21 protein-coding genes are annotated in these 22,222 nt (G+C 71.8%); 16 read left to right on the top strand and 5 right to left on the bottom strand.

Annotation, left to right across the window (positions count from 1 at the left end; all coding sequences use genetic code 11):
- Positions 1-13: 13 nt before the first annotated feature.
- From rbfA to AB0J36_RS11145, 5 genes are all read left to right on the top strand, one after another.
- Positions 14-511, top strand: a complete 498-nt coding sequence (gene rbfA / locus AB0J36_RS11165; RefSeq protein ID WP_357122422.1) for a 30S ribosome-binding factor RbfA — start codon at positions 14-16, stop codon at positions 509-511.
- On the top strand, positions 508-1,566 hold the full coding sequence (locus tag AB0J36_RS11160) for a bifunctional oligoribonuclease/PAP phosphatase NrnA (RefSeq protein WP_357122425.1): 1,059 nt from the start codon (positions 508-510) through the stop codon (positions 1,564-1,566). The genes rbfA and AB0J36_RS11160 overlap by 4 nt, the downstream gene beginning before the upstream one ends.
- Positions 1,567-1,679: 113 nt before the next feature.
- Positions 1,680-2,087 carry a hypothetical protein gene (locus tag AB0J36_RS11155; protein WP_355051646.1) on the top strand — a complete coding sequence of 136 codons (408 nt, stop codon included), beginning with the start codon at positions 1,680-1,682 and terminating at the stop codon, positions 2,085-2,087.
- Positions 2,087-2,296, top strand: coding sequence for a DUF6186 family protein (locus tag AB0J36_RS11150; RefSeq protein ID WP_357123344.1), 210 nt, complete (start codon positions 2,087-2,089; stop codon positions 2,294-2,296). The genes AB0J36_RS11155 and AB0J36_RS11150 overlap by 1 nt, the downstream gene beginning before the upstream one ends.
- Before the next feature lie 560 nt (positions 2,297-2,856).
- Positions 2,857-4,179, top strand: coding sequence for an MATE family efflux transporter (locus tag AB0J36_RS11145; RefSeq protein WP_363660445.1), 1,323 nt, complete (start codon positions 2,857-2,859; stop codon positions 4,177-4,179).
- Positions 4,180-4,191: 12 nt separating this feature from the next.
- Here the strand turns inward: AB0J36_RS11145 and AB0J36_RS11140 are convergent, their stop codons facing one another.
- Entirely contained in the window at positions 4,192-5,202 is a 1,011-nt protein-coding gene (locus AB0J36_RS11140) for a hypothetical protein (protein ID WP_357122434.1), read from the bottom strand.
- Between the two features lie 11 nt (positions 5,203-5,213).
- Complete coding sequence (locus AB0J36_RS11135) at positions 5,214-5,516, bottom strand: hypothetical protein (protein ID WP_357122437.1); 303 nt, start codon at positions 5,514-5,516, stop codon at positions 5,214-5,216.
- 187 nt (positions 5,517-5,703) lie between these two features.
- On the opposite strand from AB0J36_RS11135, the gene truB reads away from it, so the two are divergent.
- The 6 genes from truB to dapB all read left to right on the top strand — a co-directional run bounded on the left by truB (position 5,704) and on the right by dapB (position 12,967).
- Positions 5,704-6,588, top strand: coding sequence for a tRNA pseudouridine(55) synthase TruB (truB, locus tag AB0J36_RS11130; RefSeq protein ID WP_357122440.1), 885 nt, complete (start codon positions 5,704-5,706; stop codon positions 6,586-6,588).
- Between the two features lie 114 nt (positions 6,589-6,702).
- Positions 6,703-7,632, top strand: a complete 930-nt coding sequence (locus AB0J36_RS11125; protein WP_357122443.1) for a bifunctional riboflavin kinase/FAD synthetase — start codon at positions 6,703-6,705, stop codon at positions 7,630-7,632.
- Positions 7,633-7,822: 190 nt separating this feature from the next.
- Positions 7,823-8,092, top strand: a complete 270-nt coding sequence (gene rpsO / locus AB0J36_RS11120) for a 30S ribosomal protein S15 (RefSeq protein WP_007456699.1) — start codon at positions 7,823-7,825, stop codon at positions 8,090-8,092.
- A gap of 226 nt (positions 8,093-8,318) precedes the next feature.
- Positions 8,319-10,709 carry a polyribonucleotide nucleotidyltransferase gene (locus AB0J36_RS11115; protein ID WP_357122447.1) on the top strand — a complete coding sequence of 797 codons (2,391 nt, stop codon included), beginning with the start codon at positions 8,319-8,321 and terminating at the stop codon, positions 10,707-10,709.
- A gap of 47 nt (positions 10,710-10,756) precedes the next feature.
- On the top strand, positions 10,757-12,154 hold the full coding sequence (locus tag AB0J36_RS11110) for a pitrilysin family protein (RefSeq protein WP_363660444.1): 1,398 nt from the start codon (positions 10,757-10,759) through the stop codon (positions 12,152-12,154).
- 60 nt (positions 12,155-12,214) lie between these two features.
- Entirely contained in the window at positions 12,215-12,967 is a 753-nt protein-coding gene (gene dapB, locus AB0J36_RS11105) for a 4-hydroxy-tetrahydrodipicolinate reductase (RefSeq protein WP_357393707.1), read from the top strand.
- Positions 12,968-13,190: 223 nt separating this feature from the next.
- Here dapB and AB0J36_RS11100 read toward each other — a convergent pair whose 3' ends face one another.
- Positions 13,191-15,296 (bottom strand): glycogen debranching N-terminal domain-containing protein, encoded by a 2,106-nt coding sequence (locus AB0J36_RS11100; RefSeq protein ID WP_363660443.1) that lies wholly within the window; start codon positions 15,294-15,296, stop codon positions 13,191-13,193.
- A 145-nt stretch (positions 15,297-15,441) separates the two neighbouring features.
- Between AB0J36_RS11100 and AB0J36_RS11095 the strand changes: the two genes are divergently transcribed.
- The 4 genes from AB0J36_RS11095 (at position 15,442) to AB0J36_RS11080 (ending at position 19,784) form a co-directional block, all read left to right on the top strand.
- Positions 15,442-16,428, top strand: a complete 987-nt coding sequence (locus AB0J36_RS11095; RefSeq protein WP_357122459.1) for a substrate-binding domain-containing protein — start codon at positions 15,442-15,444, stop codon at positions 16,426-16,428.
- Between the two features lie 25 nt (positions 16,429-16,453).
- Positions 16,454-17,701, top strand: coding sequence for an extracellular solute-binding protein (locus tag AB0J36_RS11090; RefSeq protein WP_357175161.1), 1,248 nt, complete (start codon positions 16,454-16,456; stop codon positions 17,699-17,701).
- A gap of 75 nt (positions 17,702-17,776) precedes the next feature.
- Positions 17,777-18,898 (top strand): sugar ABC transporter permease, encoded by a 1,122-nt coding sequence (locus AB0J36_RS11085; RefSeq protein ID WP_357122465.1) that lies wholly within the window; start codon positions 17,777-17,779, stop codon positions 18,896-18,898.
- Between the two features lies 1 nt (position 18,899).
- Positions 18,900-19,784, top strand: a complete 885-nt coding sequence (locus tag AB0J36_RS11080) for a carbohydrate ABC transporter permease (RefSeq protein WP_357122468.1) — start codon at positions 18,900-18,902, stop codon at positions 19,782-19,784.
- Between the two features lie 10 nt (positions 19,785-19,794).
- Here the strand turns inward: AB0J36_RS11080 and AB0J36_RS11075 are convergent, their stop codons facing one another.
- Positions 19,795-20,388: a GNAT family N-acetyltransferase gene (locus tag AB0J36_RS11075; RefSeq protein ID WP_357122471.1), complete on the bottom strand. Its 594-nt coding sequence runs from the start codon at positions 20,386-20,388 to the stop codon at positions 19,795-19,797.
- Positions 20,389-20,423: 35 nt separating this feature from the next.
- Between AB0J36_RS11075 and AB0J36_RS11070 the strand changes: the two genes are divergently transcribed.
- Positions 20,424-21,698 (top strand): glycosyltransferase 87 family protein, encoded by a 1,275-nt coding sequence (locus tag AB0J36_RS11070; protein WP_357122474.1) that lies wholly within the window; start codon positions 20,424-20,426, stop codon positions 21,696-21,698.
- Here the strand turns inward: AB0J36_RS11070 and AB0J36_RS11065 are convergent.
- A complete protein-coding gene (locus tag AB0J36_RS11065) occupies positions 21,597-22,148 on the bottom strand; it encodes a GNAT family N-acetyltransferase (protein ID WP_357175164.1) in 552 nt (183 codons plus the stop codon). The two genes, AB0J36_RS11070 and AB0J36_RS11065, sit on opposite strands and share 102 nt — an antisense overlap.
- Between the last annotated feature and the right edge of the window lie 74 nt (positions 22,149-22,222).

Below are 22,222 nucleotides of genomic sequence, written 5' to 3'. Positions count from 1 at the left end.
TGGAGGTGGCGAGATGTCTGATCCGGCTAAGGTACGCCGGCACGCGGAACGAGTGCGTGAGCTGGTCGCTTCGGTGGTGCGGAGCCAGATCAAGGATCCGCGCCTGGGCATGATCACCATCACCGATGCCCGGATCACCGCCGACCTGCGCGACGCGACGGTCTTCTACACGGTGCTGGGTGACGCGGTGGCCCAGGCGGACACCGCGGCGGCTCTGGAGAGCGCCAAGGGGTTGCTGCGCAGCACGGTCGGTAAGGCGCTCGGGCTGCGGCACTCGCCCACGCTGACGTTCGTTCTCGACGACGTGCAGGACCAGGTCAAGCACATCGACGACCTGCTCGCCGCCGCGCGCAACGCCGACGCGGAGGTGCAGCGGCTCGCCGCGCGCGCCGAGTACGCGGGCGACGCGCAGCCGTACCGCGTCGAGGACGAGGACGAGGACGAGACGGACGAGGAGGCCGACGCGGCCGCCGACGCCACGGAGACCCCCCGGGGTGGGGCGGCGCGGTGACGGGCGCCGCCGGTGCCCAACTCGCCGCGACGGTCGACGGCGGCCCGTCCGAGGCGGACTGGGCGGCGGCCGAGGCGCTGATCCGTGCTCTCCCGTCGACCGGCCGGGTGTTGCTGATCTGCCACGTCAACCCGGACGGTGACGCGCTGGGCAGCATGCTCGGCTTCGGTCTGGGCCTGCGTCAGTTCGGCGTACACCGGGTGCAGGCGACCTTTCCCGGGCCGCCGGAGGTGCCCGAGCCGTTGCGGGGTCTGCCCGGGATGGAGCTCCTGGTCCCGGCGGGCGACGCCGACCCCGCGCCGGACCTGGTGATCTGCTTCGACGCGGCCAGTGAGTCGCGCCTCGGCGCGCTGGCCGACCGGCTGTCGACGGCCGGTGCGGCGCTGGTGCTCGACCACCACGCCTCGAATCCGGGCTTCGGCACGGTCAATCTGATCGACCCGGGTGCCGCCGCCACGTCGGTGGTCGCCGATCGGCTCCTGGCGCGGCTGGGCGTGACGACGGACCGGGCCATCGCCGAGTGCCTGTACGTGGCGCTGACCACGGACACCGGCTCGTTCCGCTTCGAGGCGACCACTCCGGCCGTACACCAGATGGCCGCCCGGTTGCTCGCCACCGGCATCTCGCCCGGTGACATCTCCCGGCGCGTCTTCGACACCCGACCCTTCGGAGCGGTTCGGCTCTTCGGCGAGGTGCTCGGCCGTGCCCGTCTGGAGCCGGCCGCCGCCGACGGTCGGGGCCTGGTGTGGACTACCGCCACCCTCGATGACTTGGCCCGCCACGACCAGCCGCCGTACGTGCTGGAGGCGCTCATCGACTCGGTGCGGTGCACCGCCGAGGCGGACGTGAGCTGCGTGCTGAAGCAGACCGCGCCCGACGAGTGGGCCGTGTCGATGCGCAGCAAGGGCGCGGTGGACGTCAGCCGCGTGGCGGTCGCGATGGGCGGGGGCGGCCACCGGTTCGCGGCCGGGTTCACCGGCCGGGGGAGCGCCGAGCAGGTCGTCGAGGCGATCCGCGGCGAGTTGGGCGCGGCGCTGGTCTCCGGCGTCGGCTGATCCCCGGCGGCCCGCCCGCTGCGGTGGCGCTGGTGGTCGGCACGGCAAGTTCAGGGTCAGCTCCGGGGAGTGTTGGCCTTCCCGCGCTGGGTGAGACCGGGAAGAATTGCGGGATGGAGCAGCCGCACGACCTCACCGTGGAGGCCCCCCGAGCCTGGGACCGGCCCGCCGTCTCCGTTCCGGTTCTCCTCTGCCTGTCCCTCGTCGGGGGGCGGTTCGCGTCGTTCTCCACGGAGGCGAATCTCTACACGCTCGGCACCGGCGGGGTGTTGATCTGGCTCGGTCTGAGCAACCGGGTGCCCCGGCGTCCGGCGCCGCCCCGGCTGGGCGCGGGGGCGGCCTGGTGGGCCCTGCCCGTCGTGATCTTCGGTGTCTTCGAGGGCGCCACCTTCGTGCTCGCCGTGGGCGACGACTTTCCCACCTTCTCCCGGCTCGCCGACCCCCTGCTGGAAGATCATCTGACTCGGTCGGTGGCGTGGTTCGCCTGGTTGGCCGCGTTCTGGGGGTTGGTGCGGCGATGATGCGGGCCCTCGCGATCGGCGGTTTCCTGGCCGCGCTCGTGCTCTTCGCCGTCATCGAGGTGCTGGCCCGCCGGGAGGGCTCCCGGATCCCCACGATGAGCGACGTGTGCGCGTACGTGATGCGCTACGAGGTCGGCCCGGTGCCGGTGGGCAGGATCGGTCTGTTCGGCTTCTGGTGGTGGTTGGGCTGGCACTTCCTGGCCCGGTGAGGCGGGTTGCCGAGATTCCAAATGGCGGGAACCGTGGGCAGCATATGGACCTGAACGATAACTTGGGAAGTGGCCGGCATCACGGTGTGGTGCAGGTCGTGGGTGGTGGTGCCACACCTCGCGCCGCCTCCCTCCAGGGTCGGACCGACCCGGGCTCGCTGCCCAGTCGGCTGCTCCGGTAACCCCGGACCGCCGTGGGGCGCTCAGCACGACCGCCCGTGAGGGCCGCCGCGTGCCGGTGGCTCGCACCCTGGAAGGAGCGCCACCATGCCGAACAAGCCCAAGCCCGAGACCACCGACGACGCCCGCGAGCAGGCCCGCCGCGCGCTGCAGACGTCGATGGACACCCGTCAGTGACCCCCTGGTAGACCAGCGCACTCAAACACCCACCCGGTCTGCCGATCTTGCACTTGCGGTGGCGACAAAGCTGGTCGAAAGGCGCATTTCGCCAGCACAAAGTGCAAGATCGACGAGGTTGGGCACCGCTGCTGGCTCGGTGCGGGGGGTAAGCCTCTGACGCGCTTGTGATCCTTACCGCGCTCGTGTCAGGATCGTCGGCGATGAGCCAGACCGCCACCGTCGACCGATCCGCCTCGCCACGTCGGATCGCGAGCCTCGCCCTGCCGGCGCTCGTGGTGCTCGCCGCCGAGCCGCTCTACGTGCTCGTCGACACGGCCGTCGTCGGGCACCTCGGTCGCGTACCGCTCGCCGCGCTCGCCGTCGGCGGCACGGTGATGACGCTCACCGCCTGGCTCGGAACGGTCGTCGCGTACGGCACCACGGGGCGTTCGGCCCGTCGCTTCGGCGCCGGCGACCGAGCGGCGGCGGTCGCCGAGGGAGTCCAGTCGTCCTGGCTGGCGCTCGGCGTCGGACTGCTGGTGGCGATCGGCATGCAGATCGGCGGGGGCGCGTTGGCGCGTACCCTCGCCGGAGGTGGTGGCGACGTGGCCGGCGCCGCCGCCGCGTGGCTGCGCGTCGCGGCGCTCGGCGCCCCTGGCCTGCTGCTCGCCGCGGCCGGCAACGGCTGGCTGCGCGGCGTGCAGGACACCCGTCGCCCGCTGTACTTCGTGCTCGGCCCCAATCTGGTCTCCGCCCTGCTCTGCCCGCTGCTGGTCTACCCCGCCGGCCTGGGGCTGACCGGCTCGGCGGTCGCCAACGCGGTCGCGCAGACCCTCTCCGGCGTGCTCTTCGCCGGGGCGCTGGTCGCCGAGCGGGTGTCGCTGCGGCCCCGGCCGCGCCTGATCCGCGACCAGTTGGTGCTCAGCCGGGACCTGCTGATCCGGGGTCTGGCGTTCCAGGCGAGCTTCCTCTCCGCGACGGCGGTCGCCGCCCGCTTCGGCGCCGCCGCCGTCGGCGCCCACCAGATCGCCCTGCAACTGTGGTTCTTCACCGCGCTGGTGCTCGACGCGCTCGCCATCGCCGCGCAGTCCCTCATCGGCGCCGCGCTCGGGTCGGGCGACGCGGCGGGCGCGCGGGCGTTGGCCCGCCGGATCGGACTGCTCGGCGGCGTCTGCGGCGTCGCCTTCGCCGTGGTCATCGCCGCCGGCGCGGGCGTCGTGCCGTCCTGGTTCAGCTCCGACGGGCAGGTACGGGAGCAGGCAATGGTCGCCTGGCCCTGGTTCGTCGCCATGCTGCCGCTGGCCGGTGTCGTGTTCGCGCTCGACGGCGTGTTGATCGGCGCCGGTGACGTCCGTTACCTGCGCAATCTCACCATCGTGGCGGCGCTCGGCGGCTTCCTGCCGGCCATCTGGCTGGCGTACGTGCTCAACCTGGGACTCGGTGGCATCTGGGCGGGACTCACCCTGTTCGTGGTGATCCGACTCGTCGCCCTGTTGCTGCGGGTCCGCTCCGGCGGCTGGGCGGTCGTCGGGGCGGTTCGCTGACCCGCCCGCCGGTCAACAGCGGACGGTGGTCGGCGGGGGCGCGTCGAGGTCGAAGATCGTGCCCGGGTCGCCCGCGGGTATCCGATCCCCGTGCGTGTCGGCCACCCAGAACTGCTCCTGCACCCAGCCCTCACGGAGCTTGCCGCAGTCCGCGTTCCAGGTCACCAGCTTCGCTGAGACGATCCGCAGGCCTCGAGTGGAAGCCGGCACGTCCTCCGGGTGCGGCACCTGCCACACCACACGGTCACGCAGCGCCACCACACTGGCGCCGGCCGGCGCTCGCAGGTCCACGTCGAAGGGGTACGCCCACACGAACTCCGTGGAGACCTCCAGCATCCGGGTGCCGTTCTCCGTGGTGGCCCGGTAACTGACCCGTCCGTCGGCCCGGATACCGAGCTCCCAGTCCGAGGGCGACGCCATCCGGGTCGCGTACCGCAGGAAGGCGTTGCCGGTGAAGTCCGACCTGAGGTGCTCACGAATGTCCGGGGCGAGCAGCCGGAGGAACGGTTCCGGGTCGCCCGAGAGCATGGACGTGTCCAGTCGGCTCTCGATCAACCCTTTACGCACCGTCTCCAACGCCGCCCCTACCTGGGCCTCGGTGAAGGGCCCGGTGGCCTTCGCCGTCGGCATCCGCACGGCCTGTTCACCGGGGGCGAAGGAGGCTGCCGGTGAGCCGGCGAACAGGTCCCGCGGTTCGCCCACTCTGCTCACCGCTGCGGTGCCGCTCGGGGTGGGAGTCGCCGAGGTGGACGTGCGGACGTTGTCGGCCAGCCGGTCGACGATCACCAGGCCTCCGCCGACCATCGCCACAGCCAGCAGGAGTCCAAGTCCCAGCATCAGCGCGCCGTTGTGCCGGGCGGAGAAGAAGCGGACCCGATCCCAGCCGGCGGGCTGGTGCTCGGTCCGCGCCGAGTTCATCCACTCCGGGAGCGCCACCGGGTTGACCTCCGCGACGGCGGCCGGCGGCGAGGGCGGATCGGTCGGGCCCGGGGGTGTGGGCTCGTTCGGCGCAGTCTGCGTCATGGCTCTTCCCGTCAGTAATCGCCGCTGGCGGCCAGCGCGAGCAGATAGTAGGCGCCCGTCACCAGAGCGGTGCCGAGGACACCAGCCGCGATGAAGGACAGCACGGCGACGAGGTGTGGATGCGTCTCGCTCCACCGAGCCCGGTCGCGCCGGTGCCACATCGCGCGGCGGGCCGTGCGCAGCGGCGGCGACCGTTCGATCAGATCGTCGACGTAGCGTGCCGGGGTTCGCCGCTTCGGTGTCGGCTGCCGCATCCACTGCGGCAGATCGACCCGAGCGCGGTGCTCGTGGGCCGGACGGCGGTCGGGGGTCATCGGAGTCCTGGTCCTCGTCTACGGGTGCGGGCGGATGATCTTCGCATCTTCGAGAGGACGTTGGCCGACCCGTGGGACAAACCGACCGAACCAGCGAATCGGCCGGACCTGCGCAAGCGGAGGCTCCGGTCACGGCGGGCGTGCCCACGCAGCGCGCGGTCCGGGTCGTCTGGCAGGCTTGGCCGACGTGAGCACCGATGGTCTGATCGTCGTCGACAAGCCCGGCGGCATGACGTCGCACGACGTGGTGGCGCGGATCCGCCGACTGGCGAAGACCCGGCGGGTGGGACACGGCGGCACCCTCGACCCGATGGCCACCGGCGTACTGGTGATCGGCGTCGGCCGTGCCACCCGGCTGCTGACCTACGTGATCGGTGCGGGCAAGAGCTATACCGGCACCATCCGGCTGGGGCAGGCCACCGTCACCGACGACGCCGAGGGCGACGTGATCGCCACGACCCCGGCCGGTCACGTCACCGACGAGGCCGTCCACGCCGCGCTGACCGCGCTGAGCGGCGAGGTCGACCAGGTGCCGAGCGCCGTCAGCGCCATCAAGATCGACGGGCAGCGGGCGTACAAGCGGGTCCGCGACGGTGAGAGCGTCGACCTGCCCGCGCGTCGGGTGACCATCTCCCGGCTGGAGGTGCTGGCGATCCGCCGCGGCGAGCCGGACGTGGTGGACGTGGACATCGACGTGACCTGCTCCTCGGGCACGTACATCCGGGCCATCGCCCGGGACGCGGGCCTGGCCCTCGGTGTCGGCGGGCACCTCACCGCGCTGCGCCGGACCGCGGTGGGTGGCTTCGCCCTCGCCGAGGCGGCCACCCTCGAACAGCTCGAGGAGCGCGCCCCGGAGGTGGTGAACCTGCCGCTCGACGCGGCGGCCGACCGGTTCTTTCCCCGCCGTGACGCGACCCCCGACGAGGCGAAGGTGCTCGGCCACGGCGGGCCGCTGGACCCGGCCGGCATCGCCGGGCCGTACGCCGTGTTCGGCCCCACCGGAGGTCTGATCGCTATCGTCAGCGAGCGGGACGGCCGAGCCCGCGCGGAAATCGTGCTCGCCCCGGCCTGACAGCCGGCGCTGGCGCATCGCTCTGCGCACGGCGCGCGTCGATCAGCGTTAACAAGGTGCCCTTCCTATGCACCAGGCGTTAGGAGGGGGCCCTTCCTTACGGAGAGGAACGGCATGCAGCGGTGGCGGGGGTACGACGCGGCGCCCGGAGGATGGGGGCGCTCGGTCGTCACCATCGGCGTCTTCGACGGCGTGCACAAGGGGCACCAGGCGACCATCGGACACGCCGTGGCCCGTGCCCGGGAGCTGGGCGTGCAGTCCGTGGTGGTCACGTTCGATCCGCACCCGGCCGAGGTGGTCCGCCCCGGCTCACATCCCGCGATCCTCACCGAGCCGGGCCGCAAGGCCGAGTTGATCGAGGCCCTCGGCGTGGACGTGCTGTGTGTGGTGCCGTTCACTCCCGAGTTCTCGCGGCTGCCGCCCGAGCAGTTCGTGCACGACATCCTGGTCGAACACCTGCACGCGGCGCTGGTGGTGGTCGGCGACAACTTCCGCTTCGGGCACCGCGCGGCCGGCGACGTGGCACTGCTGGAGCGGCTGGGCCAGACCTTCGGCTTCGGTGTGGAGGGCAGTCCGCTGATCGCCGCGGCCGGCACGGTCTTCTCCTCCACGTACATCCGCTCCTGCGTCGACGCGGGCGACGTGGGCACGGCGGCGGACGCGCTGGGGCGCGCGCACCGGGTGGAGGGCGTGGTGGTCCGTGGTGACCAGCGCGGCCGGGTGCTGGGCTTCCCCACCGCGAACCTGCTCTGCCACCGGTACGCGGCGGTGCCCGCCGACGGGGTGTACGCGGCCCGCATGATCCGCCGGGGCCAGCCCGAGCCACTGATGGCCGCGGTGTCGGTGGGCACCAACCCGACCTTCTCCGGCCGGGAGCGGCGGGTCGAGGCGTACGCGCTGGACTTCTCCGGTGATCTCTACGGCGAGCGACTGGCGCTGGACTTCGTGACGCACCTGCGCGGTCAGGTCCGGTACGACTCGATCGAGCCGCTGATCGCCCAGATCGAAGAGGACGTCGAGCGCACCCGACGCGCGCTGGGCTGACCATCCGGGGGGCCACGCGGGCCTTGGCCGGGTGTTACCGGCGGGTGCTGGTAGTCTTGCGGAGACGTCGGGTGACCGGCGTGGGGCCTCGCGTGCCTGCTCGACGCCGCGGGTGCGAGGAACCGGTCCGTTCCCGGTCTCATCGGGACGACGGACACCTACTTGATCAACCCACCGAAACAGGGAGAACATGGCGCTCGACCAGGAAGCCAAGGCCAGCATCCGCGCGGAGTACGCGACCGCCGAGGGCGACACCGGTTCGCCGGAGGTCCAGGTCGCGGTCCTCACCAAGCGGATCGCCGAGCTGACCGAGCACCTGAAGGTGCACAAGCACGACCACCACAGCCGCCGAGGGCTGCTGCTGCTGGTCGGCCGTCGCCGTCGGCTGCTCAACTACGTCCAGAAGAAGGACATCGCCCGCTACCGGACGCTCATCGAGCGGCTCGGTCTGCGCCGGTGACGTGACGGGGGAGCGGCCGTACGGCGGCTCCCCCGACCCGCGTCCCACCTGAAAGAAAACGGGCCGCGCGACCACCCGAGAGGGAGCCGGTCAGCGTACCGGTCTCCGGTAGTGGCCCCCGGGAACCCGGCAGCACGCCGGCCACCCGGGCGCTTCGATCGAAGACCGGCCGGCTGAGCAGCTCCCCGACGTCGTGGGCCCACGACGCGAAGGAGCACGACAGCACATGACCGAGACCAAACTCGGCACCGAATCCCGCACCGCCGTGATCGACAACGGGGCCTTCGGCACCCGCGAGATCACCTTCTCCACCGGTCGGCTGGCTCGCCAGGCCGCCGGTTCCGTCATCGCCCAACTGGGCGAGACGGTCGTCCTCTCCGCCACCACCGCCGGCAAGCAGCCGAAGGAGCAGTTCGACTTCTTCCCGCTGACCGTCGACGTCGAGGAGCGGATGTACGCCGCGGGCCGCATTCCCGGCTCGTTCTTCCGCCGCGAGGGCCGGCCCAGCGAGGACGCCATCCTCACCTGCCGCCTGATCGACCGGCCGCTGCGCCCGTCGTTCGTCAAGGGCCTGCGCAACGAGGTCCAGGTCGTCGAGACCATCCTCGCGCTCGACCCGGCGCACCCGTACGACGTCGTGGCGATCAACGCCGCCTCGATGTCGACCAAGCTCTCCGGTCTGCCGTTCTCGGGCCCGATCGGCGCGACCCGCGTCGCGCACATCGACGGCCAGTGGGTCGCCTTCCCGACCCTGGAGGAGCTGGCTCGCGCCACCTTCGACATGGTCGTGGCCGGCCGCACCCTGGAGGACGGCGACGTCGCGATCATGATGGTCGAGGCCGAGGCCACCCCGAACGCCGTGACCCTGATCGCGGGCGGCGCCACCGCGCCGACCGAGGAGGTCGTCGCCAGCGGCCTGGAGGCCGCCAAGCCGGCCATCCGCGAGCTGTGCCGGGCGCAGGCCGAGCTGGCCGAGGTCGCCGCCAAGCCGGTCGCCGAGTTCCCGGTCTTCCTGGACTACCAGGACGACGTGTTCGACGCGGTCGCCGACGTGGCCCGCGCCGAGGTCGCCGAGGCGATCACCATCGCCGGCAAGGCCGACCGCGAGGAGGCCCTGGACCGGGTCAAGGCTCGGGTCGCCGAGGAGCTGGGCGCTCGGTTCGAGGGTCGGGAGAAGGAGCTGTCCGCTGCCTTCCGGTCGCTCACCAAGTCCGAGGTGCGCAATCGCGTGCTGCGCGAGCAGGTCCGCATGGACGGGCGTGGCCCGCGCGACATCCGGGCGCTGACCGCCGAGGTCGGCGTGCTGCCCCGGGTGCACGGTTCGGCGCTGTTCGAGCGCGGCGAGACCCAGATCCTGGGCGTCACCACGCTGAACATGCTCCGCATGGAGCAGATGGTGGACACGCTGTCCCCGGAGAACCGCAAGCGCTACATGCACAACTACAACTTCCCGCCGTACTCGACCGGTGAGACCGGCCGGGTCGGCTCGCCGAAGCGGCGCGAGATCGGCCACGGGGCGCTCGCCGAGCGGGCGCTGATCCCGGTGCTGCCGTCGCGCGAGGAGTTCCCGTACGCCATCCGGCAGGTCTCCGAGGCGCTCGGCTCCAACGGCTCCACCTCGATGGGCTCGGTCTGCGCGTCGACGCTGGGCCTGCTCTCCGCGGGTGTCCCGCTGAAGGCGCCGGTCGCCGGCATCGCGATGGGGCTCATCTCCGACGAGGTGGACGGCAAGACCCAGTACGTGACGCTGACCGACATCCTCGGTGCCGAGGACGCGTTCGGTGACATGGACTTCAAGGTCGCCGGCACCCCGGAGTTCGTCACCGCGCTGCAGCTCGACACCAAGCTCAACGGCATTCCGTCGGACGTGTTGGCCGCCGCGTTGCAGCAGGCCAACGAGGCCCGGCAGGTCATCCTCGGTGTCATGAAGGCGGCGATCGAGGCTCCGGCCGAGATGTCCGACTACGCGCCGCGGGTCACCACCGTCAAGATCCCGGTCGACAAGATCGGCATGGTGATCGGCCCGAAGGGTCAGACCATCAACGCGATCCAGGACGAGACCGGCGCCGAGATCTCCATCGAGGACGACGGCACGATCTACGTCGGCGCCACCAACGGCCCGTCGGCCCAGGCGGCTGTCGACCGGATCAACGGGATCGCCAACCCGACGCTGCCGAAGCAGGGCGAGCGCTTCCTCGGCACGGTGGTCAAGACCGCCGCGTTCGGCGCGTTCATCTCGCTGCTGCCGGGCCGCGACGGCCTGCTGCACATCTCCAAGGTGGGCGACGGCAAGCGGGTCGAGCGGGTTGAGGACTTCCTCAACGTCGGCGACCGGGTCGAGGTCGAGATCGCGGACATCGACGCCCGCGGCAAGATCTACCTGGACAAGGTCCGCCCGGAGGGCGCCGAGGCGCCGGCCGCTGGTGAGGCCGCGGGTGGCGACCGCCCGTCCGGCCGGGACCGGGGCGACCGGGGTCCGCGTGACCGGGGTGACCGCGAGCGTGGCGGCGACCGGGGCGGGCGTGGCCCGGAGCGTGGCGGCGAGGGCGGCAACGGCGGCGGCGAGGGTGGTGGCGACGGCGGCGAGCGTCCGCGTCGCCGGACCCGGCACAGCTGACCACCAGCACCTGTAACACCCACCCCTCGTCGAACCGGGAGCACCACGTGAGTCGGGCCTTCAGTGCGCCGTTTCCACCGGATCGACGGGGGGTGGCACCGTCTCGGGACACCGCGGCGGGCCGCTCCGGCGGCACCGCCCGCGCGGTCACGCGGACGCTCAGCGACGACCCGCTGGGCGGCACGATACGACGTACCGTGCTGCCCAGCGGCCTGCGCGTGCTCACCGAGGCGATCCCGGCGATGCGCAGCGTCTCGTTCGGCATCTGGGTGGCGGTGGGCTCGCGGGACGAGACCCGTCCGCAGGCCGGCGCCGCGCACTTCCTGGAGCACCTGCTCTTCAAGGGCACCCACAAGCGGACCGCGCTGGAGATCTCCTCGCAGATCGAGGCGGTCGGTGGTGAGACGAACGCCTTCACCACGAAGGAATACACCTGCTACTACGCCCGCGTGCTGGACGAGGACCTGCCGCTGGCGATCGACGTGATGTGCGACCTGGTCGCCGACTCCCTGCTGGAGCCGGCCGACGTGGAGACCGAGCGTGGCGTGATCCTCGAGGAGATCGCCATGCACGACGACGAGCCCGGTGACGAGGTGCACGACCTCTTCGCCCAGGCCGTCTACGGTGACCACCCGCTGGGTCGGCTGATCTCCGGTACCGAGGAGACCGTCACGCCGATGACCCGCCGGCAGATCCAGACCTTCTACCGGGGTCGCTACACGGCGCCGCAGATCGTCATCGCCGCCGCCGGCAACCTCGACCACGCCGCCGTGGTCAAGCTGGTCCGGCAGGCAGTGCGGGGCACCCCACTGGACAGCGACCCGGCCGCGCCGGCCGCACACCGCGCGGCGACCCCGGCGGTACGCACCAAGCCGGCCACCACCGTGGTCGAGCCGAAGGAGACCGAGCAGGCGCACGTCATCCTCGGCTGCCCCGGCATCGACCGGCTCGACGATCGACGTTTCGCCCTCGGGGTGCTCAACAACGTGCTCGGCGGCGGCATGTCCAGCCGCCTCTTCCAGGAGATCCGCGAGCAGCGCGGCCTCGCGTACTCCGTCTACTCCTACGCCAGCCAGTACGCCGACAGCGGCCTGTTCGCCGTCTACGCCGGGTGCGCCCCGGGCAAGGTGGACGAGGTGCTGGCCCTGACCCGCGCCGAGCTGGCCCGGGTGGCCGCCGACGGGTTGACCGAGGCCGAGGTGGCCCGGGGCAAGGGGATGAGCAAGGGGTCGTTCGTGCTCGGCCTGGAGGACACCGGCTCGCGGATGAGTCGACTGGCCAAGGGGGAGCTGCTCTACGGCGACCTGATGCCGGTGGACGAGCTGCTCCGCCGGGTCGACGAGGTCACCGTCGAGGACGTGAACACCCTCGCCGCCGAGTTGCTGAGCCGGCCGATGTCGCTGGCCGTCGTCGGTCCGTTCGGCGAGGGCGACTTCTCCGGCTGAGGCCGGTCGGGATCTGTCCCGGCCGGAAGGACACGTCCCGATTGGGATAGGTTGTGCCCCGTGACTGACGAGCAGGAGAAGACCCGGGTCGGCGTGTTCGGTGCCCGTGGTCGGATGGGCGTCGAGGTCTGCAAGGCCGTGGACGCCGCTGACGATCTCGAACTGACCGCCGCGGTCGACCAGGGCGACGATCTCGACGCCGCGTCCGCCGCTCGGGTGGTCGTCGACTTCACCACGCCGGACGTCGTCATGGACAACCTCCGGTGGTGCATCGCGCAGGGCATCCACGCGGTCGTGGGCACCACCGGCTTCACCGAGCAGCGGCTGGCGCAGGTGCGTGGCTGGCTGGCCGACAAACCCGAGGTGGGCGTGGTCATCGCCCCGAACTTCGGTATCGGCGCGGTGCTGATGATGCAGTTCGCCGCGCGGGCCGCCCGGCACTTCGAGTCCGTTGAGATCATCGAGCTGCACCACCCCGGCAAGCTGGACGCCCCGAGCGGCACCGCCACGCACACCGCCCGGCAGATCGCTCAGGCCCGCGCCGAGGCTGGCCTCGGCCCGGTTCCGGACGCGACGAAGGACGAGGTGCCGGGCGCGCGGGGTGCCGACATCGACGGGGTACGCGTGCACGCGGTACGCGCCACCGGTCTGGTCGCCCACCAGGAGGTGCTGTTCGGCGGCACCGGCGAGACGCTGACGATCCGGCACGACTCGTACGACCGGGTGTCCTTCATGCCCGGCGTGCTCCTGGCCGTCCGCGCCGTCCGCACCCGCCCCGGCCTGACCATCGGCCTGGACCCCCTCCTCGCCTAACCCCCCAGCGCCGACGCTCCTCCGCGATCTTGCAGTTCCTGTCGCGACAAAGGCGGCATCCTCGCCCATCTCGGCAACACAAACCGCAAGATCGCGCAGGACTGGGGGCGGGCCTCGCCGCCCCGTCAGCGTCGATCATGGAGTTGTGGTGCCCCGTATTTGGGGCAGGTGTGGAGCTTTCGCTCGCCACGACTCCATGATCGACGGGCTGGGAGGGGCGAGGTTATCTCGGGAGGGGGGATCGGGGGGTGCGTTGGGTGGGGAGGATTGGGGCGGTTAGGGGGGTGGGGAGGCCGGTTACCTCGGCTTCGCCGACGTGGTTGACGGTGACACTCACCGGGGTGCCGGCTACCCGGAGGTTGGTGGCGCGCACCGCGCCGAAGTCGGGGCCGGCCAGGGGGGCTACGCGGACCGTGCCGCCCGGCACGTCCGGGTAGAGGCCCGTCGCGGCCTGAAGGAGCAGGACCGCGCCGGCCGCGGCCCACGCCTGTGGACGGCAGGCCGCCGGGTACGGCACCGGGCGGCGCAGCAGCGTCCGGTCGTCGCCGCCGTACAGTTCGGGCATCCGGTAGTCGAACGCCTCGGCCGCCGAGAGCAGCCCTTCGGCCAGGCCGAGCGCGGCGTCCCGATGCCCGCCGCGAGCCAGCCCGGCGAGCACGATCGCGGTGTCGTGGGTCCAGATCGAACCGCAGTGGTACGACAGCGGGCTGAAGCCGGCGTCGTCGGTGGACATCGTCCGTAGCCCGAAACCGCCGGCCAGCGTGTCCGTGGTGAGCAGGCGGGCGATCTGCGCCTCCTCGTCGGCGTCGAGCAGACCGGTGCCGAGCAGGTGACCGATGTTGCTGGTCAGCGAGTCGACAGGGCGCTTGTCCCGGTCGAGGGCCAGGGCGGGCTGCGGGCCGTACCGGCCGTCGACCCAGAAGCTCTCCCGGAACCGGCGGGCCAGGGCGGCGGCGTGTTCGCGCCAGCGGTCCGCGCCGGGGCGGCCGAAGGCGTCCAACAGTGCCGCGCCGTTCACCGCCGCCTCGTGCGCGTACGCCTGCACCTCGGCGAGCACGATCGGCGCGGTGGCCAGGCTGCCGTCGTGGAAGCGTACGGCGTCGCCCGAGTCCTTCCAGCCCTGGTTGGACAGTCCGTGCCCGGTGGTGTCGATGTACTCGACCAGGCCGTCGCCGTCCGGGTCGGCGTGGTCGCCGAGCCAGCGCAGGGCCGCCTCAAGGTGCGGCAGCAGCGGTGTGACCTGCTCGGCGGGCAGGCCCCAGCGCCACGCGTCGTGCAGCAGGTTGATCCAGAGCATGGTGGCGTCGACGGTGCCGTAGTAGGCCGGCGGCAGCCGGAGCCCGTCGTCGGGCAGCGTGAACTCGTGGCGGCGCAGCTCGTGCAGGATCTTGCCGGGCGCCTCCCCGGTGCTCGGGTCGACGCGGGTGCCCTGGCGGCGGGCCAGGACGCGCAGGGTGCCGGCGGCCAGGTCGGTGCCGAGCGGCAGCATCATCCGGGCGGCCCAGAGGCTGTCCCGGCCGAACAGGGTGAGGAACCAGGGGACGCCAGCGCCGAGGAAGACGTCCCCGGGAGCGCCGGTCTCGGCCAGTCGTAGCCCGCGCAGGTCGTCGAGGCCGCGGTCGAGGAGACGGACCAGCCGTCGGTCGTCGGCGGTCACCTCCGGTCGGGCCCACTCCGGCTCGCCGGTCGGGCCGACCACCACGGCGCGGGGGTCCGCGACGGCCAGCCGCCAGCGCAGCACCGTCTCGCCGCGCGGAGGCAGGTCGATCGGCCAGGTCAGCCGGGGCGCGGTGGCCCGCTCGTCGGTGGCGAGCACGTCGGCGTCCGGCGCGGTGACGGTGACGGTGATCCCGTCGGCGGCCCAGGTGAGCAGGCCCGGCTGGCCGGTCTTGGCCTCCAGTGGCGCGGCGGCGCCACCGGACTTGACCACCTCGATGGGCGCCAGGTCGCAGGCGAGGTCGACGCTGACGGTGGCCCGTACGCCGACCGTGGCGGTCGAGACGATCCGCAGCTCCTCGGTGAGGCCGTTGTGGGTGGCCCGGCGGGAGCGGTCGACGCGGACGGTGGGGTCGGGAGTGGGATCGCCGAGCCAGCGGGCCAGAGCCACGAAGCGGGCGCCGTGTGGGCCGTCCTCGCCGTGGGTGAGCCCCTCCAACTCCTGGTCGTCCACGCGCAGCTCGGCCCGGGAGAGCACGCGGGCGTCGGCGTGGAAGACCCCCTGGACGCCGGTCGGGCGGATCTGTCCGGTCGCGTCCCCCAGCGCGCTGGTGGGGGCGAGCACCACCCCCACCAACTCGTGCAGAAGGGGTTGCAGCTGGCGGTCGGTCACGGTGCGGCTCCAGATCATCGGGGTGCGGGGCGGATGTCTTGACAACGCGCCCCGGGCGGTGCAAAGTGCGAAACATTCCAGAAACTTGAACGATCTAATCCTGCACTATCCGAATTGGATCGTTCAAGACGGCGAGAGGGATTAAGTGCCTGAAAAGGTAACCATCGCGACGGTGGCCCGGCACGCCCGAGTGAGCCGCCAGACGGTCTCCAACGTGCTCAACACCCCGCACATCGTGCGCCAGGAGACCCGGCAACGGGTCGAGGACGCGATCGCCGCGCTCGGCTACCGGGCCAACCAGGCCGCCCGGCAGATGCGCACCGGCCGGTCCCGACTCATCGCCGCCCGCATCGAACCCACCCGCGACGGCATCAACGGCTCCGTGCTCGACCGCTTCCTGCACGGCCTCACCGAGACCGCCGACGCCGCCGGCTACCGGGTGCTGCTCTACACCGCCACCGACGACGAGCGGGAGATCGCCACCTACGACGACCTGCTCGGCACGTACGAGCTGGACGCGTTCGTGCTGGTCGGCACCAAGTACGGCGACCCGCGTACCGCCTGGCTCGCCGAGCGGGAGGTGCCCTTCGTGACGTTCGGTCGGCCATGGGACGCGCTCGACGTGCATCCCTGGGTCGACGTGGACGGCGCGGCCGGCACCGCCGCGGCCACCCGGCACCTGCTGGACGCCGGGCACCGGCGGATCGCCTTCATCGGCTGGCCGACCGGTTCCGGCGTCGGCGACGACCGGCGTGCCGGCTGGCGCGACACGCTGCACGCCGACGGCGTCGACCACACCGGACTGCACCGGGAGACCGAGGACGGTGTCGCCGAGGGGGAACGCCTCATGCGCGACCTGCTCGCCGCCGAGACGCCGACCGCCGTGGTCTGTGCCAGCGACTCGCTCGCGCTCGGTGCCCTGCAGGCGATCCGCGACCTCGACCCGCCGGTGTCGGTGATCGGCTTCGACGACACGCCGGTGGCCGCCGCCATCGGCCTGTCCAGCGTCAGCCAACCACTCGGCGAAGCCGCCGCCCGCTGCGTGGACCTGCTCACCGGCGTCCTCGACGGCAACCAGACACCCACCCCTGTGCTGCTCGCGCCCTCGCTGGCCCTGCGGCACACCGCGTAACCCACCCCCCCACCAGGAGAAACCCATGGCACCCAGAACCCTCACCCGGGCAGCGGTCGCCGGCCTCGCCGCCGTCGCGCTGCTCGGCTCCGCGGCCTGCGGCAGCGGCTTCGACGACTCCGGCGACGCCGCCCAGTCCAGCGGCCCGGCCAACCTGCAGATCCTCATCGGCTCCTCCGGCGACGCCGAGACCAAGGCCGTGCAGGACGCCGCCGCGAAGTGGGCCAGCAGCTCCGGCAACAGCGCGACGGTCACCCCGGCGCAGGACCTCACCCAACAGCTCGGCCAGTCCCTCGCCGGCGGCACCCCGCCGGACGTCTTCTACGTCGACGCGGCCCGCTTCGCCGACTACGCGAGCGTGGGCGCGCTCGAGCCGTACGGCGACAAGCTCGCGGACAAGGGCGACTTCTACGAGAGCCTGCGCACCACCTTCACGTACGACGGCAAGCTCTACTGCGCTCCGAAGGACTTCTCCACCCTCGCCCTGCAGATCAACACCGACCTGTGGGCCAAGGCCGGGCTGACCGACGCCGACGTGCCGACCACCTGGGACCAGCTCACCGTGACCGCCCAGAAGATCAAGGCGAAGGGGCAGGTGGCCCTGGCGCTCGGCGACACCCGGGACCGGATCGGTGCCTTCCTGGTGCAGAACGGTGGCTGGCTGATGAGCGAGGACGGCAAGCAGCCCACCGCCGACAGCGCGAAGAACCTGGCCGCCCTTGAGTACGTCAAGACCCTGCTCACCTCGGGTCTGGCCAAGTACCCGAAGCAGCTCGACTCCGGCTGGTCCGGCGAGGCGTTCGGCAAGGGCAAGGCCGTGATGACGATCGAGGGCAACTGGATCAAGGGCGCCATGCAGAACGACTTCCCGAACGTGAAGTACAAGGTGGTGGCGCTGCCGGCCGGGCCGGGTGGTCAGGGCACCCTCTCCTTCACGCAGTGCTGGGGCATCGCCGCGAAGAGCAAGTACAAGGACCAGGCGATCAAGTTCGTCGAGGCGATGACCAGCGGCGAGCAGCAGCTGACGTTCGCCAAGGCGGTCGGCGTCATGCCGTCCCGGCAGTCGGTGCGCGACCAGTACACGGCTGCCTTCCCGGCCGACAAGGTCTTCATCGACGGCGCCGCGTACGCCCAGGGCCCGGTGAACGCGCCGAAGATGGACAGCGTCCTCAAGGACCTCGACACCGGCCTGCAGGGCCTCGCCAACGGTGACCCGAAGACCGTGCTGCAGAACTTCGACAAGAACGCCAAGGCCGCGCTCGGCGGCAGCTGACTCGTTAGGAAGGGCCCCTTCCTATGCACTAGGCGATAACAAGGGGCCCTTCCTTCAGGAAAGGGGGTGAGGACGATGGCAACCGAGACACTGACCGCCGCGGTCACCGCGCCCGGCGCGGGCCGCCGCCGACGCCGTCGTGGCGTTCGCGGCAACGAGAACCTCGCCGGCTGGCTGTTCGTCGCGCCGGTGATCGTCATCCTGGGGCTGTTCCTGCTGCTGCCGATCCTGATGGCGTTCTGGGTCAGCCTGACCGACTGGAACGGCCAGGGCAGCCCGTTCACCGGCGACGTCCCGTTCGTCGGGGGGCACAACTACACCCGGTTGTTCACCGAGGACGGGCTGGCTCGCCGCGACTTCATGACCAGCATCCGCAACACCATCTACTACGTGGCGATCGTGGTGCCGGCGCAGACCGTGCTCGCGCTCGGGTTGGCGCTGATCGTCAACAACCGGATGCTCCGGGGCAAGAGCTTCTTCCGCAGCGCCTTCTACTTTCCCTCGGTCACCAGCTCGGTCGCGATCAGCGTGGTGTTCCTGTTCCTGTTCGCCAACTCGGGCGCGGTTAACGCGCTGCTCGGCTTCGTCGGGATCGACGGACCGGAGTGGTTCGCCGACTCCCGGGGCGTCCTGCACCTGCTGTTCGGCGCGGTCGGCGTCGACACGCCCCCGACGGCGCTGACCGGCGGCGGCCCGTTCGGGCTGAGCTGGTGGGACTGGCTGGCCGGCCCGAGCGTCGCGATGACCTCGATCATCACGCTGGTCGTCTGGTCCACCTCCGGCACGTTCATGTTGATGTTCCTGGCCGGACTGCAGAACGTCCCGGTGACCCTCGACGAGGCGAGCACCCTCGACGGCGCGTCCCGCTGGCAGCGCTTCCGTCACGTGACGCTGCCGATGATCAGGCCGACCACCTTCCTGGTGCTCACCCTCGGCCTGATCGGCTCCTGGCAGGTCTTCGACCAGGTGTACGTCATGAGCCAGGGCGACCCGGCCAAGACCACCCTCACCCCGGCGTACCTGTCGTACCGGACCGCCTTCCGGGACTTCGACTACGGCTCCGGCGCGGCGATCTCGTTCGTGTTGTTCCTGATCATCATCGTGCTCACGCTGGTCCAGCGCCGCGTGCTGGCCGAGCGGGACACCGACCGGCCGCGTCGCGGCCGGTGGCGTCGGCGCGTACCGGAGAGGTCCTGAGATGGCCGTGCTCACCGACCGCCCGGCGGGGCCCGCGCGCGGTGACCAGCGCGGGGCCCGCACGCTGGCCACCCGCTTCCTGGGGTACGCGACGCTGGTCTTCTTCGGGTTGGTGTTCCTCTACCCGTTCGTCATCCAGATCGCCAGCTCGCTCAAGACCGAGCCGGACGCGGCGGCCAACCCGCTCTCGCCGTTCCCGGACCCGCTCACCCTGGCCGGCTTCGAGCGGATCTTCGCGGGCACCAACTTCCCGCTCTGGCTGGGCAACTCGCTGCTGGTGACCGTGCTGGTCACCGTCGGGCGGGTGTTCTTCGACTCGCTCGCCGGGTACGCCCTGGCCCGGCTGCGGTTCGCCGGGCGCGGCGGGTTGTTCGCGGCCGTCATCGCGGTGATGGCGGTCCCCGGTGTGGTCCTGCTGATCCCGAAGTTCCTGGTGCTCAACCAGCTCGGCATCTACAACAGCTACGCCGGGCTCGTGGTGCCGCTGCTGGCCGACGCGGCGGGCGTGTTCATCATGAAGCAGTTCTTCGAGTCGATCCCGGTGAGTGTGGAGGAGGCCGCCCGCATCGACGGGGCGAGCATCTTCCGCACCTTCTGGTCGGTGGTGCTGCCGATGGCGAAACCGGCGCTGATCACCCTGACCATCCTGTCGTTCCAGGGCTCCTGGAACGAGTTCCCGCACAGCCTCGTGTCGGTGCAGGACCCGGACCTGTTCACCCTGCCGCGTGGCCTCGCCGACCTGGTCAGCGGCTCGCTGGGCAGCGGCAACCAGTACCCGCTGAAGCTGGGCGCGGCGCTGCTCGCCACCATTCCCGTGGCGATCATCTTCGTGGTGTTCCAGCGCTACTTCGTCCGCGACGCCAACGACGGTTCGGACAAGGGCTGACCCGGCCGGGTCACTCGCCGGGGCTGTCCTCGGCAAGTGGCTCGGCCGGTACGGCCACGTGCAGGCGCACCTGAGGCACCAGCATGTCGTCGACGTCCAGCGCCCGCGCGGCGCCGTCGGGTTCCCAGCCGGTGCTGGTGAGGAACTTGCGGGTCGCCTCGTCGCCGTCGAACGCCCAGGCCACCGCCCGAGCCATCCCGTCTTCGCGCCACAGGTCGACGGTGGCGGCGAGCAGCCGGCTGCCGTGCCCACGCCGACCCCAGCGCGGTTCGACCAGCAGGTCGGTCACCGCTGCCACGTCCGGGCCCAGGGCGTCGGCCGGCTCACCCGGCGCCAACGCCTCGCCGTCGGCCGGGCCGGAGGCGGCGAACCCCACCAGATACGATTGCTCGGCCTGTTCGACGGCGACCAGCACCCGGTGCGCGCCCGAGGGCGGCTCCAGCACCGCGGCGCTCCACCGCCGGGCGAGGAACGCCTCGTCCAGGTTGTCGAGCACATGCCGAGGCAGGATCCGGCGGTACGCGACCCGCCAGGTCGCGAGCTGGATGCGTGCGATTTCGCCGGCGTCCTCGGGACGCGCCGGGCGGACGTACCCGAGAGCCATGGGACGGAAGCCTACGCAGGGCGGGGGAGGCGGCGGTGGCGCAGGGTGCCAACAGGACGGCCGTGCAGGTCGTCGGGGTGGTGGTGCTCGCCGTGGCGGTCACCGCGTTCCTCTCCGTCGCGGCCGTACGGCACGGCTTCTTCGACCTGAAGGTCTACTACGGCGCGTTGACGTGGTGGGTGCACGACGGTGGCGAGATCTACGACTACCTCAAGCCCAGCACCCAGTACGGCTTCACCTACCCGCCGTTCGCCGCGCTGGTCATGCTGCCGATGGCGTACCTGCCGTGGACGGCCGCGATCGTGGTGAGCGTGCTCGCCAGCGTGGCCACCACCACCGTGCTGATCTGGTGGTTCGTCGACCCGATCGCCCGGCGGGCCGGGTGGACCCGCTGGTTCGCCCTCGCCGTGGCGCTCTGCCTGGCCGCCGCCTTCGAACCGATGCGCGAGACGATCAACTTCGGGCAGGTCAACACGCTGCTGCTCTTCCTGGTCGCGGTGGACCTGCTCCGGCTGCTGCCCGCCGGCAACCGGTGGGCGGGCGTGGGCATCGGGCTCGCCACCGCGATCAAGCTGACCCCGGGCATCTTCATCGTCTACCTGCTGGTCACCGGGCGGTGGCGGGCGGCGCTCACCGCCAGCGGCGCCGCCGCCGCGGTGACCGTGCTGGCCGGCGCGCTCTTCCCGGACGCGTCCCGGGAGTTCTGGACCGAGGCGCTGTGGAACACCGCTCGGGTCGGTGAGTTGGCCTTCGTCTCCAACCAGTCGCTGCGCGGCGTGGTCGCCCGCCTCGACCCGCGGCACCCGAGCACCCTGCTCTGGCTGCTGCTGGTGCTCGGCACCCTGGCGCTGTGGGCCTGGCGTTCCCGCGCGGCCGTCGCGGCCGGCGACGAGGCGACCGGCCTGGCCCTGACCGGCGCGGTGATGTGCCTGGTCAGCCCGGTCACCTGGGTACACCACCTGGTCTGGCTGCTGCCCGCGCTGATCCTGCTGGTCGACAACGCGATGGCCGCGCCGGCCGGCCGCCGCCGGCGCGTCCTGCTGATCGCCGCGACCATCGGGTACGTCCTGCTGATCAGCCGGACCGTCTGGTTCTGGGAGAAGGACTTCACCGGCGCGGACGGCTTCCTCGGCAGCAACGCGTACGTCTGGATCAGCCTGGCTCTGCTGGCCTTCCTGCCGATCCGCCGGTGGCTGACGCCGGGCGGGTCAGTCGTCGAGGCGTCCGGCGTACCGCAGCTCGACGAGCCCGACCGGCCCGCGCCCGCCGGCGAGCGGCACCTGGTAGGTCGACCGCTCACCGTCCGGTGACAGCCCGGCCCGTTCGTAGAACCGGCGGGCCCGCCCGTTGTCGGCCAGCACCCACAGCCGGTAGCCGGTCCAGCCGCGCTCGACGAGACCGGCGCGGGCGGCCGCGAGCAGCGCGGTGGCTGTCCCGTCACCCCAGAACGCCGGCTCGACGTAGAGCGCCAGCACCTCGCCGACGCTCGGGTCCAGGTCGTCCCGGTCCTGGTTGCGGCGGTACGGCCCGAAAGTGGTGAAGCCGATGGCCAGCCCGTCCACCTCGCCGAGGAGCGTGGTGAACGGGTGCTCCGGGTCGGCGGTGCCCACCTCACGGCGGCGCTGCGCCCAGGCCGCCACGTTGAGCCGGCCGAGCACCTCGTCCGGCATGAAACCGGCGTAACCCGACTGCCAGCCGTGCACGTGCACCCGGGCGATCGCCTCGGCGTCGTCCGGCTCCTCCCGGCGGATGGTCAGCATTGCACCGTTCTATGCCCCCGTGACGGTCGGAGTCCAGCTTCCCGCACCGACGTCGTACCGATGATTTATCGTCG

The sequence above is a fragment of the Micromonospora sp. NPDC049662 genome, from assembly GCF_040675055.1.
GTDB lineage: Bacteria > Actinomycetota > Actinomycetes > Mycobacteriales > Micromonosporaceae > Micromonospora.
Note: the sequence above shows the minus strand (reverse complement) of the source record. Positions and strands in the feature narration are given on the sequence as shown.

What these genes read in the sequence shown, in the direction of transcription:
- AB0J36_RS11140 (WP_357122434.1), bottom strand. Translation starts at nt 5,202, where the DNA reads ATGACGCAGACTGCGCCGAACGAGCCCACACCCCCGGGCCCGACCGAT.
- AB0J36_RS11155 (WP_355051646.1), top strand. Translation starts at nt 1,680, where the DNA reads ATGGAGCAGCCGCACGACCTCACCGTGGAGGCCCCCCGAGCCTGGGAC.
- AB0J36_RS11065 (WP_357175164.1), bottom strand. Translation starts at nt 22,148, where the DNA reads ATGCTGACCATCCGCCGGGAGGAGCCGGACGACGCCGAGGCGATCGCC.
- AB0J36_RS11125 (WP_357122443.1), top strand. Translation starts at nt 6,703, where the DNA reads ATGCAGCGGTGGCGGGGGTACGACGCGGCGCCCGGAGGATGGGGGCGC.
- AB0J36_RS11090 (WP_357175161.1), top strand. Translation starts at nt 16,454, where the DNA reads ATGGCACCCAGAACCCTCACCCGGGCAGCGGTCGCCGGCCTCGCCGCC.
- AB0J36_RS11085 (WP_357122465.1), top strand. Translation starts at nt 17,777, where the DNA reads ATGGCAACCGAGACACTGACCGCCGCGGTCACCGCGCCCGGCGCGGGC.
- AB0J36_RS11115 (WP_357122447.1), top strand. Translation starts at nt 8,319, where the DNA reads ATGACCGAGACCAAACTCGGCACCGAATCCCGCACCGCCGTGATCGAC.
- AB0J36_RS11145 (WP_363660445.1), top strand. Translation starts at nt 2,857, where the DNA reads ATGAGCCAGACCGCCACCGTCGACCGATCCGCCTCGCCACGTCGGATC.
- AB0J36_RS11135 (WP_357122437.1), bottom strand. Translation starts at nt 5,516, where the DNA reads ATGACCCCCGACCGCCGTCCGGCCCACGAGCACCGCGCTCGGGTCGAT.
- AB0J36_RS11150 (WP_357123344.1), top strand. Translation starts at nt 2,087, where the DNA reads ATGCGGGCCCTCGCGATCGGCGGTTTCCTGGCCGCGCTCGTGCTCTTC.
- AB0J36_RS11080 (WP_357122468.1), top strand. Translation starts at nt 18,900, where the DNA reads ATGGCCGTGCTCACCGACCGCCCGGCGGGGCCCGCGCGCGGTGACCAG.
- rbfA (WP_357122422.1), top strand. Translation starts at nt 14, where the DNA reads ATGTCTGATCCGGCTAAGGTACGCCGGCACGCGGAACGAGTGCGTGAG.
- rpsO (WP_007456699.1), top strand. Translation starts at nt 7,823, where the DNA reads ATGGCGCTCGACCAGGAAGCCAAGGCCAGCATCCGCGCGGAGTACGCG.
- AB0J36_RS11075 (WP_357122471.1), bottom strand. Translation starts at nt 20,388, where the DNA reads ATGGCTCTCGGGTACGTCCGCCCGGCGCGTCCCGAGGACGCCGGCGAA.